Origin of the sequence: Streptomyces sp. CWNU-52B (genome assembly GCF_047444975.1) — a bacterium.
GTDB lineage: Bacteria > Actinomycetota > Actinomycetes > Streptomycetales > Streptomycetaceae > Streptomyces.
The window spans coordinates 1-12,452 of the sequence record NZ_JBLFJV010000058.1; the positions used below are offsets into that span (position 1 = coordinate 1).

The 12,452-nt window shown below is 69.6% G+C and carries 10 protein-coding genes, 1 tRNA gene and 1 pseudogene; 4 read left to right on the forward strand and 8 right to left on the reverse strand.

The genetic code is table 11. The annotated features are described in order from the left end of the window. Positions 1 to 133 precede the first annotated feature (133 nt). Together ACLVWQ_RS37230 and ACLVWQ_RS37235 are read right to left on the reverse strand one after the other, a co-directional pair. Positions 134 to 1,462 carry an enolase C-terminal domain-like protein gene (locus ACLVWQ_RS37230; protein WP_414113721.1) on the reverse strand — a complete coding sequence of 443 codons (1,329 nt, stop codon included), beginning with the start codon at positions 1,460 to 1,462 and terminating at the stop codon, positions 134 to 136. Between the two features lie 111 nt (positions 1,463 to 1,573). After that, on the reverse strand, positions 1,574 to 2,911 hold the full coding sequence (locus ACLVWQ_RS37235) for a gluconate:H+ symporter (protein WP_414113722.1): 1,338 nt from the start codon (positions 2,909 to 2,911) through the stop codon (positions 1,574 to 1,576). A 192-nt stretch (positions 2,912 to 3,103) separates the two neighbouring features. On the opposite strand from ACLVWQ_RS37235, the gene ACLVWQ_RS37240 reads away from it, so the two are divergent. Together ACLVWQ_RS37240 and ACLVWQ_RS37245 are read left to right on the forward strand one after the other, a co-directional pair. Continuing rightward, complete coding sequence (locus ACLVWQ_RS37240) at positions 3,104 to 3,898, forward strand: IclR family transcriptional regulator (protein ID WP_414113723.1); 795 nt, start codon at positions 3,104 to 3,106, stop codon at positions 3,896 to 3,898. A gap of 65 nt (positions 3,899 to 3,963) precedes the next feature. Beyond that, a complete protein-coding gene (locus tag ACLVWQ_RS37245) occupies positions 3,964 to 4,590 on the forward strand; it encodes a TetR/AcrR family transcriptional regulator (RefSeq protein ID WP_414113724.1) in 627 nt (208 codons plus the stop codon). Between the two features lie 116 nt (positions 4,591 to 4,706). On the opposite strand, the gene ACLVWQ_RS37250 is transcribed toward ACLVWQ_RS37245, so the two are convergent. After that, positions 4,707 to 5,747, reverse strand: a complete 1,041-nt coding sequence (locus ACLVWQ_RS37250; RefSeq protein WP_414113725.1) for an SMP-30/gluconolactonase/LRE family protein — start codon at positions 5,745 to 5,747, stop codon at positions 4,707 to 4,709. Positions 5,748 to 6,079: 332 nt separating this feature from the next. Between ACLVWQ_RS37250 and ACLVWQ_RS37255 the strand changes: the two genes are divergently transcribed. Beyond that, on the forward strand, positions 6,080 to 7,888 hold the full coding sequence (locus ACLVWQ_RS37255) for a flavin-containing monooxygenase (protein WP_414113726.1): 1,809 nt from the start codon (positions 6,080 to 6,082) through the stop codon (positions 7,886 to 7,888). Positions 7,889 to 8,211: 323 nt separating this feature from the next. Here ACLVWQ_RS37255 and ACLVWQ_RS37260 read toward each other — a convergent pair whose 3' ends face one another. After that, the gene (locus ACLVWQ_RS37260) at positions 8,212 to 8,751 is read right to left on the reverse strand and encodes a hypothetical protein (protein WP_414113727.1); all 540 of its coding nucleotides are present in this window, start codon (positions 8,749 to 8,751) and stop codon (positions 8,212 to 8,214) included. 538 nt (positions 8,752 to 9,289) lie between these two features. On the opposite strand from ACLVWQ_RS37260, the gene ACLVWQ_RS37265 reads away from it, so the two are divergent. After that, a tRNA-Arg gene (locus tag ACLVWQ_RS37265) sits at positions 9,290 to 9,362 on the forward strand. A gap of 81 nt (positions 9,363 to 9,443) precedes the next feature. Here ACLVWQ_RS37265 and ACLVWQ_RS37270 read toward each other — a convergent pair. The 4 genes and pseudogenes from ACLVWQ_RS37270 to ACLVWQ_RS37285 all read right to left on the reverse strand — a co-directional run. Beyond that, on the reverse strand, positions 9,444 to 10,604 hold the full coding sequence (locus ACLVWQ_RS37270; protein WP_414113728.1) for a tyrosine-type recombinase/integrase: 1,161 nt from the start codon (positions 10,602 to 10,604) through the stop codon (positions 9,444 to 9,446). After that, positions 10,604 to 10,816, reverse strand: coding sequence for a helix-turn-helix domain-containing protein (locus tag ACLVWQ_RS37275; protein ID WP_414113729.1), 213 nt, complete (start codon positions 10,814 to 10,816; stop codon positions 10,604 to 10,606). The genes ACLVWQ_RS37270 and ACLVWQ_RS37275 overlap by 1 nt, the downstream gene beginning before the upstream one ends. Next, positions 10,809 to 12,155: a replication initiator gene (locus tag ACLVWQ_RS37280; RefSeq protein WP_414113730.1), complete on the reverse strand. Its 1,347-nt coding sequence runs from the start codon at positions 12,153 to 12,155 to the stop codon at positions 10,809 to 10,811. The genes ACLVWQ_RS37275 and ACLVWQ_RS37280 overlap by 8 nt, the downstream gene beginning before the upstream one ends. A 122-nt stretch (positions 12,156 to 12,277) precedes the next feature. Next, a pseudogene (locus tag ACLVWQ_RS37285) lies at positions 12,278 to 12,452 on the reverse strand (SpdD-like protein); the annotation flags it as partial.

A 12,452-nucleotide genomic window follows, 5' to 3' on the forward strand; every position in this document is an offset into this window, starting at 1 on the left:
CCACACCCGACCCACACCAAACACACCACCCCAACCCCCACCCACCCCAGGGGCGCGAGGAACCGCGCGACCAGCCACGACGCACCCGCACCCGACACAACACCGCGCACACACAACCGCACCCGACGGAGTCCTACCTCACCAGGCAGGGCCTCCCCGCGTCGAACTGCCAATCGGGCACCAGATACCGCATCCCCACCCCGTCGTCACGCGCCCCCAACGCCTTCTCCAGATACAGCTCATGCGCCGCGAGCAACCGGTCCATGTCCACCTGGACACCCAGCCCGGCGGCATCAGGCACAGCGATCTCCCCGTCGACGATGCGAGGCGGCGCGACGGTGAGCCGCTCCAGCCCCTCCTGCCAGATCCAGTGCGTGTCCAGCGCGTTGTACTCCCCCGGCGCCGCCGCCCCGCAGTGCGTGACCATGGCGAGCGAGATGTCGAAGTGGTTGTTGGAGTGGCACCCCCAGGTCAACCCCATCGCGTTGCACAGCTGAGCCACCCGCACAGACCCCTGCATCGTCCAGAAGTGCGGGTCGGCCAGCGGAATGGACACCGACTGGAGCGCCAGCGCGTGCGTCATCTGCCGCCAGTCCGTGGCGATCATGTTGGTGGCCGTCGGCAGCCCGGTCGCCCGGCGGAACTCCGCGAGGATCTCCCGCCCCGAGTAACCGTCCTCCGCCCCGCAGGGATCCTCGGCATAGGCGAGCGTGCCGACCAGCGGCTCGCACAGTTCGATCGCCTCGCGCAGCGACCACGCCCCGTTCGGGTCCAGGGTGACCCGCGCCCCGGGAAAACGGCCCTTGAGCGCCCGTACGGCCTCGACCTCCTCCGCGCCCGCCAGCACCCCGCCCTTGAGCTTGAAGTCCCGGAACCCGTAGAGGTCGTACGCGGTCTCGGCCTGCCGGACGATCGCCGCCGGCGTGAGCGCCTCCTCGTGCCGGACCCGGTACCAGTCGACGTCCGAGTCGGGCTCACGGACGTACTCCAGGTCGGTGCGGCCCGGGTCGCCGACGTAGAAGAGGTACCCCAGGACCCGTACGGAATCCCGCTGCTGGCCGTCTCCGAGGAGCGCCGCGACCGGTACGTCGAGGTGCTGGCCCAGCAGGTCGAGGAGCGCCGACTCGACGGCCGTGACGGCGTGCACGGTGGTGCGCAGGTCGAACGTCTGGGCGCCGCGACCGCCCGTGTCACGGTCGGCGAAGCGGTCCCCGATCGTGCGCAGGACGCGCTTGTAGTCGCCCACCTTCGCGCCGACGACCAGGGGTTCGGCGTCCCGCAGTGTCCCGGTGATCTTCTCGCCGCCGGGCACCTCACCGAGCCCCGTACGGCCCTCGGAGTCCTTGAGGACCACGATGTTGCGGGTGAAGTAGGGGCCGTGCGCGCCCGAGAGGTTCAGTTCCATGCTGTCGCGGCCGGCGACGGGGTAGACGGCGAACTCGGTGACGGTCGGCTGGCTCATACGTATCGGAGTCCTTGTCTGCGGGAGGACGGGAGGGCGGTGGAGCGGGAGGGGCCGGCACCGGGACCGGCGCAGGGGTGTTCGGCGTTCGGTGTTCACAGGGCTCGGTGTTCACAGTCTGAGGATGTCGAGGGCCCGTTCCATCGCCAGGACGCCGCCGAGGCCCAGGACCGCGAGCACCGTCGTATAGGTGGTGCGGACCTTGATCGCCTCGACGACCGAGAGGTTGAAGTACTCCTTGAACAGCCAGAATCCCGGGTCGTTGACGTGGGAGAAGGCGATCGATCCGCAGGACACGGCGAGCACCATGATCTCGGGATGGACCCCGCTGCCCGCGAGGAGCGGCAGCACCACGCCGGAGGCGGTGACGACGGCGACGGTCGCCGAGCCGAGCGCGACCCGCAGGATGACCGCGATGAGCCAGGCCAGGATGATCGGCGAGACGGTCCAGGTGTCGGTGGCGTCCTTGATGTAGTCGGAGATCCCGCCCTCGACGAGGACGTTCTTGAACGCGCCGCCCGCGCCGATCACGAGCAGGATCATCGCCATCGACTGGGCCGCCGAGGTGCAGGACGCGTTGACCTCGGCCAGGCTGCGGCCGATGCGCGGGCCGAAGGCCCAGATCGCCAGGACCAGGGTCAGCATGAGCGCGATCGGCGCCGCGCCGATGAAGGCGACGAAGTGCAGGAACGGACTGTCGCCCGCGACCGCCATGTCGATCACCGCGGCGCCCGCGATGAGCACCACCGGGAAGAGCGCCACGAACAGCGACCAGCCGAGGCCCGGCATGTCCTCGTCCTCGAACTCGCGGTCGCTGACCAGGCCCTTGGGGATGGACGGGTTCATGGCCCTGATGAACGGCAGCCGCGGCCACAGCAGGGCGATGAACGCGCCGACCGGGACGGCGATGAACAGGCCGTAGAACAGGGTGTGCCCGGCGGAGGCGTGGAAGGTCGCGGCCACCGCGGTGGGGCCGGGGTGCGGGGGCAGGAAGCTGTGCATCGTGGACAGGGCGATCGACATCGGCAGGCCGACCCACAGCAGGTTCGCCCCGGTGACCCTGACGAGCGTGAACGCGATGGGCACGATGATGATGAAGGCGACCTCGTAGAACATGGTCACGCCGATCAGCATCGACGTGACCACCATCGCCACCTGGACCCAGCGCGGCCCGAAGGCGTCAAGCAGCCTGCCGGCTATCCGCTGGGCGGCGCCGGAGTCCCCCATGACCCGGCCGACCATCGCGCCGAGCCCGATGGTGAGCATCGTGTCGCCGATCTGGCCGCCGATGCCCTCCGAGAGGATGTCCGGGATGTCGGCCACCGGAATGCCCCGGACCAGGGCCACGCCCACCGCCACGAGCAGCAGTGCGGCGAAGCCGTTGAGTTTCGTCCGGGTCATCAGGAACAGCAGCACCAGAACGCTGATCCCGACTACGAGCAGAGGCATGGCAGTTCCCCTTTGAACTGTTGAGCTGCTGGGCTGGTGGGCTGGTTAGCTGCTGGGGTGCTGGGCCCGTCAGACCGAACTCCATCTCCACTTCCATCTCCATATGCAGATGGAGTACATGTATGGGAACGGAGGCTAGGTCCGTGAACCGGCGTGGTCAATGGGTGTGACACCGCGTTTTACGATGAGGCCATGCCGGAGAGCAGCGGAGTCCGCGAAGTGAAGTCGGCGGCCCGTACGGTCGCGCTGCTGGAACTCCTCGCCACCCGCGGCGACCGGCCCGCCCGCCTGGACGAACTGGCCGAGGAGCTGGACGTACCGCGCAGCAGCATGTACCAGCTGCTGCAGACGCTCATCGACCGCGGCTGGGTGCGTTCCGACACGACGGGGTCCCTCTACGGCATCGGGATCCACGCCCTGCTCACGGGCACCAGCTACCTCGACAGCGATCCGCACGTCCGCGCGGTGCGCCCCTACCTCGACGAGGCCTCGGACGCGCTCGGCGAGACGATCCACCTGGCCCGGCTGGACGGCCCGGACGTCGTCTATCTCGCGACCCGCGAGTCCCACGAGTACCTGCGCACCATCAGCAGGGTCGGCCGCCGGATCCCGGCCCACGCGGGAGCCCTCGGCAAGGCGCTGCTCGCCGAGCGGCCCGACGACGGGCTGCCCGTCCCCGACGGCTCACTGGCCGCCCTCACCGCGAACACGCACACCGACCGCGCCGCCCTGCTCGCCGACCTCGCACAGGTGCGCGAGCGCGGCTACTCGGTCGACCGCGAGGAGACGGTGACCGGCATCGCGGGCTTCGGTTTCGCCCTGCGCTACGACTCCCCGGCCACGGACGCGATCAGCTGCTCGGTCCCGGTGGCCCGGCTCGACGAGAAGCACGAGGCCCGGGTGGTCGCGGTCATGCGGGAGACCCGGACGAAGATCGAGAACACGCTCCCACCGGCGTCGGCGTCGGGGACCCCGGACTGGCGCTGAGGTCCCGCCCGGGGGCGGCGTACGAGCCCCGCGGCCCGCGACCTGTCGGCCGGTACGCTTCCAGCGTGACGCAGCACTCCCCGCAGGACGAGCGGCGGCCGGCGAACGACGGACCGAAGGCTGCCGCGCGCAACCGCACCGCCCTGATCACCGCCGCCCGGGAGATCTACGCGGAGCACGGCCTGGACGCCCCGCTGTCCGCGGTCGCGCGCCGGGCCGGGGTCGGACAAGGCGTCCTGTACCGGCACTTCCCCGACAGGGCGGCGCTGGAGACCGCGGTGCTGGAGGAGAACGTACGGCAGGTCGAGCAGGCCGCGGCCGCCGAGCACGCGACCCTGGCCGGGGTCCTCGGTGTCGTGACATGGCATCTCACCGAGTCGGCGGCGTTCATCGGCCTCCTGCACGCCGACAAGGACGGCAACCGTTCCGACAACCGTTCCGAGATCCGGGCGCACGCGGTGGCCCTGTCCGAGCGGGTCGAACGCGCCTTGCGGGGGCACCTGCCGGCCGGCCACCGGCTCGGCGGCACGGACGAACTCATGCTCGCGGTCGCCATGGTCTCCGGCGCGGTCACCGGCCCCGCCCGCCAGGAGCGGGAACGCCGGGCACTGGCCGCCTGGCGACTGCTGGGCATCGAGGTGGGACCGGTGCGGCCCTTCGAGGGGTCGACGCAAGAGGCCATGAGGCCATGAGGCCATGAGGCTGTGCGGGCGACCGTGAGGCCATGAGGCCCGTGAGCCGATGTCGGAGGCCGACAGCGGCGACGGCAGCGGCGACGGCAAGCAGCAGCGGCAGGCGGCAGTCCCTGTCAGCCGCCGTTGGACTGCCGGATGCCTTCGGCCGGCGCGTCGAAGGTGTACAGATACCCCCCGGCGGGCCCGCTCACGGTCATGTAGGCCGTGGTCCCGCCCGGCGTGATCGCCACGTTCGTCGCCGACTCGAGCCCCGCGGCCGCGGCACCGGCGGGAATCTCGATCCTGGCCAGACGCTCACCGCCGCGGTCGTACACGACCATCGCGGGCCGTCCGTGCAGCGCCTGGTAGAGGTTTCCGTCCGCGTCCACGGCGATCGAGTCGGTCTGCGCGATACCGCCGTCGACACGGATGGCGGTGTGCCGCGACGTCACGCCGCCGTCCGCGTCGAGGCGGAGGTAGGAGATCCGGTTCTGGGTGAGCTCGCTGATCCACAGCCCGCGGTAGGCCTCGTCGAAGGAGATCCCGTTCGTCGCGGCCAGTCCCTCCGCCAGCACGGTGGCCTTCGTACCGTCGCGGCCGATCCGCACCACGCGTCCGTCCTCCACGCCTTCGGACAGACCGCGTGAGTCGCTGACGTACAGGTTGCCGCTCTTGTCGAAGGCGAGGTCGTCGGGGTTCATCTGCGCCCCGTCCACCTTGCCGGAGAAGAAGGTCCGCGGATCGCTGCCGTCCGGGGCCAGGCTCACGATCTCACCGTGGGCGTAGTCGGTCAGGTACAGCCGTCCGTCGTACGGGCTGAACTGCGCCGAGGTGTAGGCCCCCCGGCTGTCGGTGTGGACCGCCCGGGAGGTCTTCTTCCCGACGTCGACGCGCATGACCTTGGGCTCGCCGGCGGGAGCGGTGACATCCACGACGAACAGGCCGCCGTCGTCGCCGAAGGTCGGGCCCTCCAGCAGCGTCATTCCGGTCTCTTCGTGCGTCTGCGTCAGCTGCATGACCTTGTGCGCGCGGATGGTCCTGACCGCGCCGCCGGAAGAGGCCCCCGGGTCACCCTCATGACCACGCGAGGCGACGGTGGCGGTACCGCACCCGGTGAGAGCCAGCAGGCCGAGGGCGGTGAAGCCGGCCAGTGTCCGGATCGAGGGTCGCTGCATGGAGATCACTCTTCCTGTCCGTGGCGGTACGGGCGCCAGTGGGGGGCGGCTGTGGAGGTGGGGGGTACCGGACCGCCGGCGTCCAGACGGCGGCTCGCGTGCTCCTTCCTGAAGCTTTCCGAAGCCTGCCGAAGCCCCCTGAGGCCCCCTGAGGCTTCCTGAGGCTTCCTGAGGCTTCCTGAGGCGCGAACTCCGTCCCTTGGCCGGATGTCGCGGTGCACCCGCCCTCCAACCGGACAGCATTGTCCGGTTGGGGTTACCGTAGCCGACGGCCGCCCGGTCCGGGGCGGTCTCCGACCCCCAGGACGAGGTCCCCCCACATGACACCCCCCATGACGCCCCCTCAAGCGCCGTCCCCCGAGGAGCTCGTCGCGCTGAGGCAGCGGTACCACCAGGAACGCGAGCGGCGCGTACGGCCCGACGGCGCGAGCCAATACCGGGACGCCGAGACCGAGTTCGGCTACTACGCCACCGATCCGTACGCCGGGGAGCCCGCCGAGCGCGAACCGCTGCGGGACACCGTCGACGTCGCGGTGATCGGCGGTGGGTTCGGCGGCATCCTGGCCGGGGCACGGATGCGGCAGCAGGGCGTACGGCGCGTCCGGATCGTCGAGAAGGGTGGCGACTTCGGAGGCACCTGGTACTGGAACCGGTACCCGGGCATCCACTGCGACGTCGAGTCGCACGTGTACCTGCCGATGCTCGACGAGACCGGATACGTACCGGAGTGGAAGTACGCCCCCGGCGAGGAGATCCGCCGCCACGCGGTACGGATCGCGCAGCAGTTCGACCTGTACTCCGACGCCCTCTTCTCGACCGCGGTCACCGCACTGACCTGGGACGAGGCATCCGAGACCTGGGCGGTGACCACCGACCGCGGTGACACGTTCCACGCCGGATACGTCGTCACCGCGACCGGCACCCTGTCCGATCCGAAACTCCCCGGCATCCCCGGCATCGAGGACTTCAAGGGGCACACGTTCCACACGTTCCGGTGGGACTACGCGTACACCGGCGGCGCCCCGGACGGCGGCTTGACCGGTCTCGCGCACAAGCGGGTGGGGGTCGTCGGCACCGGAGCCACCGGGGTCCAGGCCATTCCGATGCTGGCCAGGGACGCCGGACACGTCTACGTCTTCCAGCGCACCCCGTCCAGCGTGGACGTGCGCGCCAACCGCCGCACCACCGCCGCGGACGTCGGGGCCGACCGCGAGGGCTGGGCGGCCGAGCGCCGCGCCAACTTCCTCCGCATCATCTCCGGCGAGCCGGTCGAACAGGACCTCGTGTCGGACCGCTGGACCACGTCGGCCGGCCTCCTGGAGAAGCTCCTGCCGAGCTTCCGCCGCCAGGGCGACCGCACGGCCTTCGAAGCCGCGTACGAGATCTCCGACGCCGCCAAGATGAACGAGCTCCGCGCCCGTGTCGAGCAGACCGTCGCCGACCCGGACACGGCGGAGAGGCTCAAGCCCTGGTACCGGTACGCGTGCAAGCGGCCTACGTTCTCCGACCTGTACTACCCGGCGTTCAACCGCGAGAACGTCACGCTGGTCGACACCGCGGACACCCACGGGATCGAGCGCGTCACCGAACACGGAGTGGTGGTCGGCGACACCGAGTACGAGCTCGACTGCCTGATCTTCGCCACGGGATTCTCCGTCGGGACCTCCGGAATCCTGTCCGGCCGCCTTCCCGTCCACGGCCGGGACGGTGTCCAGCTGCGGCACAGGTGGGCGCGGCAAGGACCGCGCACGCTGCACGGCTTCACCAGCAACGGCTTCCCGAACCTCATCATGATGGGATCCCTGCAGAACGCCAGCAGCGTCAACTACACCCACATCCTGGACGAACAGGCCGTCCACGGCGCCGCCCTCGTCGCGGCCGCCGAGGCCAAGGGCGCGCTCGTGGAACCGTCCCGCGAGGCCGAGGAGGACTGGCGGGCCGTCCTGGCCGAGGGCGCCCCCGACCACGAGTGGTTCCACGCCGAATGCACCCCCGGCTACTACAACCGCGAAGGCGGCGGCCGCCCGAACGGCCCGTCCGCCTACCCGCACGGCGCGTCCGCCTTCCACGCGTACCTGGAGCGATGGCGCGAGGAATCCCTGGGCAGCGTTCTCCAGCCGAGGCACGCGACTCGGACCTAGGACATGTCTCCTTGACTTCACCGTGGTCGTTGCCACAGGCGAGGGTGGTGGCCATGCAGCAGCCTGGTCACCGCCCCCGATCCTTCAAATTCACGCTCGGGCTTGCCCCGACGCCCTTCGCTGCATGCCGGGAGACAGGTGGCCCGGCTCTGGAGCACGCCTTGACAGACGGAACGACACTCTGCGGCATCCCTCGGCGCCAAGTGACGGTCTATCCCCTTCCCCCCGGCGTAGGACCGTCGCCGACGTGCATCCGCAAAGCTGTCCCTGGTCAGCGACTTACGGAAGAAAGCTGCAACGTCTGAAGAGGACCTGTCCAAGTGCTACCAGTGGGTCAGGTCGAATACTTCCGAGCAATATGGGTCCACCGCGTCCGAGGGGTTGTATTCCAACTGATCGTCGGCGATGAGAGAGGGAAGAGCGGCGGCCAGACCGGTGACGCCTACGGCCACAGTTCCTTCTTCATCGCAAAGCGACACGTCGAGGCCGATCACCCCCGGTAGCCCCTCACCAGCCACATAGAGACGCGCCTTGCGCTGGTCAAGGAGAAGGAAGCCACACACGCCCAGCTTCCCGGCGGGTTCGGATTCTCCGGGCGGGACGATCCCCGCGACGGCCGCGTGAAGAGCGTCCGTGAGATCGAACTCCGGACCAGCCTCCAAAAGCCGCGCCACCTCCTCCGTACCCACAACGGGAATGCCGTGCCCGTCGCGGACGCGGTCGCCATCATGGTCGGGGTCCACTGCCGTGCACGGAACGTCGGACTCGTGCCGCATTCGCACGGTCTGCCGCAGAGCAGCGGCCAGTGCGGAGACAGGGGTGTTGTCACCGTGCCGGTCCACCAGCGGCAGGTCGTAGGCCACCGAGGTCCCGATATCACGGCCGTCCCAGACGACCGCTCTCGCCACGACTCGTCCGTCCCAGACGGGAAGCACCCCTCGGACGACAGGGCCGCCCCCCAAAGGGGTCGCCGTGAACCGCAGCATGCCCCGGACAAGGGCGGCTTGCAGCCGTATCACTCCTGCGTTGTCCCACCGTTGCATCGGCACGGACTCCTGACTGCCGCCGGCGAGCGGGTACTTCATGTCTCGTTCACCGCATCGGGGCACTTGTTGCGCGCAACCCGCTCACAGTACGCCGTGAACGCCCACCGACAGCCACCACTCACCACAAAAACAGCAGTTCAGAGGCGTTCCAGATCGCCGTCCCGCTCTCCTGCCTCTATATGGAGGACCCTCCTCGGCGCGCATCCGCTACGCTGTCCTTGGTCGGTCGTTAGTACGTTGTATCGTCTGCTCTGGTGACAGTGCAGAGAGCATCGCACCACATCTGACCAGTGGGCTTGTGATCCTCACCGAAGATCCACTCTTGGATCTTCTCTAAGGTTTTCTACAAGCCCCGGCCTTCGTAGCTCAGGGGATAGAGCACCGCTCTCCTAAAGCGGGTGTCGCAGGTTCGAATCCTGCCGGGGGCACAGCGCAAAGGGCCAGCTCAGGAGGGTTTTCCTCCCAGGCTGGCCCTGGTCTGTTTCAGGCACCGTGCCACACGCGTGCCACTACGTCCCTTCGGAGCCCTCTTCCGAGTCGCCCGACACCCCTCCCCCACCTTCCTTTCGGATCATGGCGCCCAGCCGATCAGCGATGGTTCTGTCCCGGTCGCTGGTCATGTGCTGATAGATCAGCGCGGCGCGCGAGCTGCTGTGTCCCATGCGCGTCATCAGTTCGCGTGTGCTGGCTCCGGCCGTGGAGGCCAGCGTGTTGCCCGTGTGCCGTAGGTCGTGAAAATGCAGCTCGTCCGAGACACCGGCCGCCTTCCTGGCCTTGACCCAGTCATCCCGAAAGTTGCTCCGCCGGAGCTGCCCGCCCTGCGGACCAACGAACAGGTGGCCGTCCTGCCCCGCGGCGGCGTAGTGCTCCAGGTGTCGCCGGATCTCATCCACCAGCTCAGCGGGGAACGAGACCGTACGGACCCCCGCCGCGGACTTGGGCGCCTTGTCGAAGAGGCGCCCGTTCTGTAGCTCGGCCTGCGCACGCCGGACGACGACCGCGCGGCCGGCCAAGTCGATGTCCTTACGTCGTAGCGCGGCCAATTCGCCGAAGCGCAGAGTCGTGAACGCGGCCAAGACGACGAGGAGCCGATAGCGCGGAGCAATGGAGTCAGCCACGCCAAAGACCTCCGCCACCGACAACACGGGCCGCTCGGGCACGTCATAGCTGTCCGCGCCCTTGATGCGGCACGGGTTACGGCGGATCATCTCGTCGTCCACGGCCGTGTTCATCAGGGCACGCAAGAGTTGGTACGCCTTGACAACCGTCGGCTCCCCCACGTCGGCAGCGAGCAGCTTGCCGCGCCAGCTCCGTACCCGGGCGGTCGAGACGTCGGCGATGGAGCCCGCGCCGAAGGTCGGGACGATGTGCAGCCGCATCACCGACTCGTTCCGCTCCCGGGTACGATCGGCCAGCTTCCGATCCCGCAGCCACGCCGTGGCGTAGTCGGCGAAGTTCACGGCACCGGCATCCGGGTCCGCCCACTGCCCGCGCGTAATGTCCGCCTCAATGTGTGTCAGCGCGACTTGGGCGTCCGTCTTGGTCTCGTACGTCTTCTCGGCCGGGCGAAGAAGGCCCGTCCCCGGATCGCGGTAGCGGACCTGCCACCGGCCGGACGCGAGCTGACGAACGGCTCCGAAACTTCGACGCTTGCCCTGCTTATTGGCCATCAGGCAGCCCTCCGAAGCATGCCGCCACGCTGCCCGACCGGCTGCACCGTGTGCGCGTCGATGAAGGCACCCACCGCGCTTTCCGGAATGCGCACGTGGCGACCGACCTTGACGAACGTGATGCGTCGCTCCGCGATGAGGCGCCGCGGAAAGCGCTCCGTGGTGCCGAGGAGTTCGGCGACCTGCGCCACGGTGAGGTAGCGGTCAGCCACTGGTCGGCTCTCCTTCCGATGGAGCAGCGGCGTGATGAGACGCCGACAGCCAGGTCTCAGCGGCAGTCAGGCCGGTACCGGCGAAGCGCCAGTGCGAGAGGACCAGGACGGTGTCCGGGTCGGGTAGCGGGTGGCCCGCCTCTGCCGCGCGTTGGCGGGATACGGCTTCGTTGTGGTCGGCGCGTTCCTGGCGGAGGGCGCCGAGGGTGACGGAGTAGGCGCGGGACTTGGTGGAGAAGTGGCCGCGGAAGCCGAGCATGTGGGCCCACTTGCGCAGGCGCAGGTCTTCGAGTTCGGGCAGCGCGCCGAGGCGCCAGCAGGTGAGGATCATGCGCCGGGCGTGGTCGGTGACGTCGGTGCCGATCAGGTCGGTGACCGGGTTGCGGATGGGGCGGTCGAGGGTGCCGGCGGTTTCGGCGCCCTTGGTGGCGTACTTGGCGATGTAGCCCGCCACGGCGCGGCTGGACAGCTCCGAGGTGCCCGCGAAGTCGGCGGAGCGGATCGGGCGGATGTCGAGCTGCTCGCCGAAGCGGAAGACGTACGGGCGGTTGTCGAGGTCGGGGCCGGGGGTCTCGGCGAGGCGTGCCGCCGTGCGGATGGCGTCGGTGAGGAGTTCTGTGGTGGCCCAGGTGGGCGGGGTGGCCTCGGCGCCTTCCGGGCCGTCGAGGCGGATCACGGCGTGGAAGTGGACGGCTCCGCGTCGCTGGTACTCGGCGACTTTGGCGTACGAGACCTTGAGGCAGTGGCGCAGTTCGGTCCGGCTGATGCCCGCGCGGGCGGCGAGTTGCTGGCGCAGGTAGGTGGTGAAGCGGGCCCAGAGGGCGCCCGCGTGGGCGTTCCACAGGACGGCCGCGCGGTAGTCGTACCGGTCCGGGTTCAGAGGCGTACCGAGGGCGGGGTCGCCGTCCGGGTGGGTGTGTCCGCAGCGGCAGCGTCCGGCGGAGGGCCGGTTGTGGACGGGGCCGAAGGAGGGGGCGGTGAAGGTGGCGAAGACGCGGGGGTGTTGGGCGACGGCCGGGCCGATGCCTTTGCCGCCGCCGAGTCCGGCCGTGACGAGGTGGAAGGTGTCTTTGCGGTAGACCTCGGCGCACGAGGCGCATCGTGTGGCGCGGCGGTTGTTGCAGCGGATGAGGAGTTGTCCGGCGGGAAGGTGGCGGTCGATGACTTCCCGGACGATCTCGCCCGTCGCGGCGTGGACGTCGAGGCGGTGGCCCTCCATCCGTACCGGCTGCTCGCAGCCGCCGAGACGTTGGATCTGTCGTGCGTAGGTGCTCAGGTCGCCGTGCTGGGCGAGGGTCGCCAGTTGGCGTAGGGCTCTGGTGGGAGCCGCGGGGTGCATGTGCGGTTTCCTCCTTGGGAGGGGCGGAAGCGGTGAGAGGCGTGGGTTCCGTCCGTCCCACCCATGCCGTCCAGGGGGCTAGACAGCATGGGCAGGGTCGGACCGGGGTGGAGCCGGCGAGATCAGCGCTTGGTGAGGAGAGAGCGCGTGACGACGGCGCAGACGGCCACGGAGGCGGCTGTGATGGCGACGGCGAGGAGCAGGGAGACCAGGACCGCGCCGACGACCAGGACCACGGCGGTACCGCCGCCGAGGAAGGTGAGCGCGGTGGAGGGGGTGAGCTGGACGGCCGGGCGG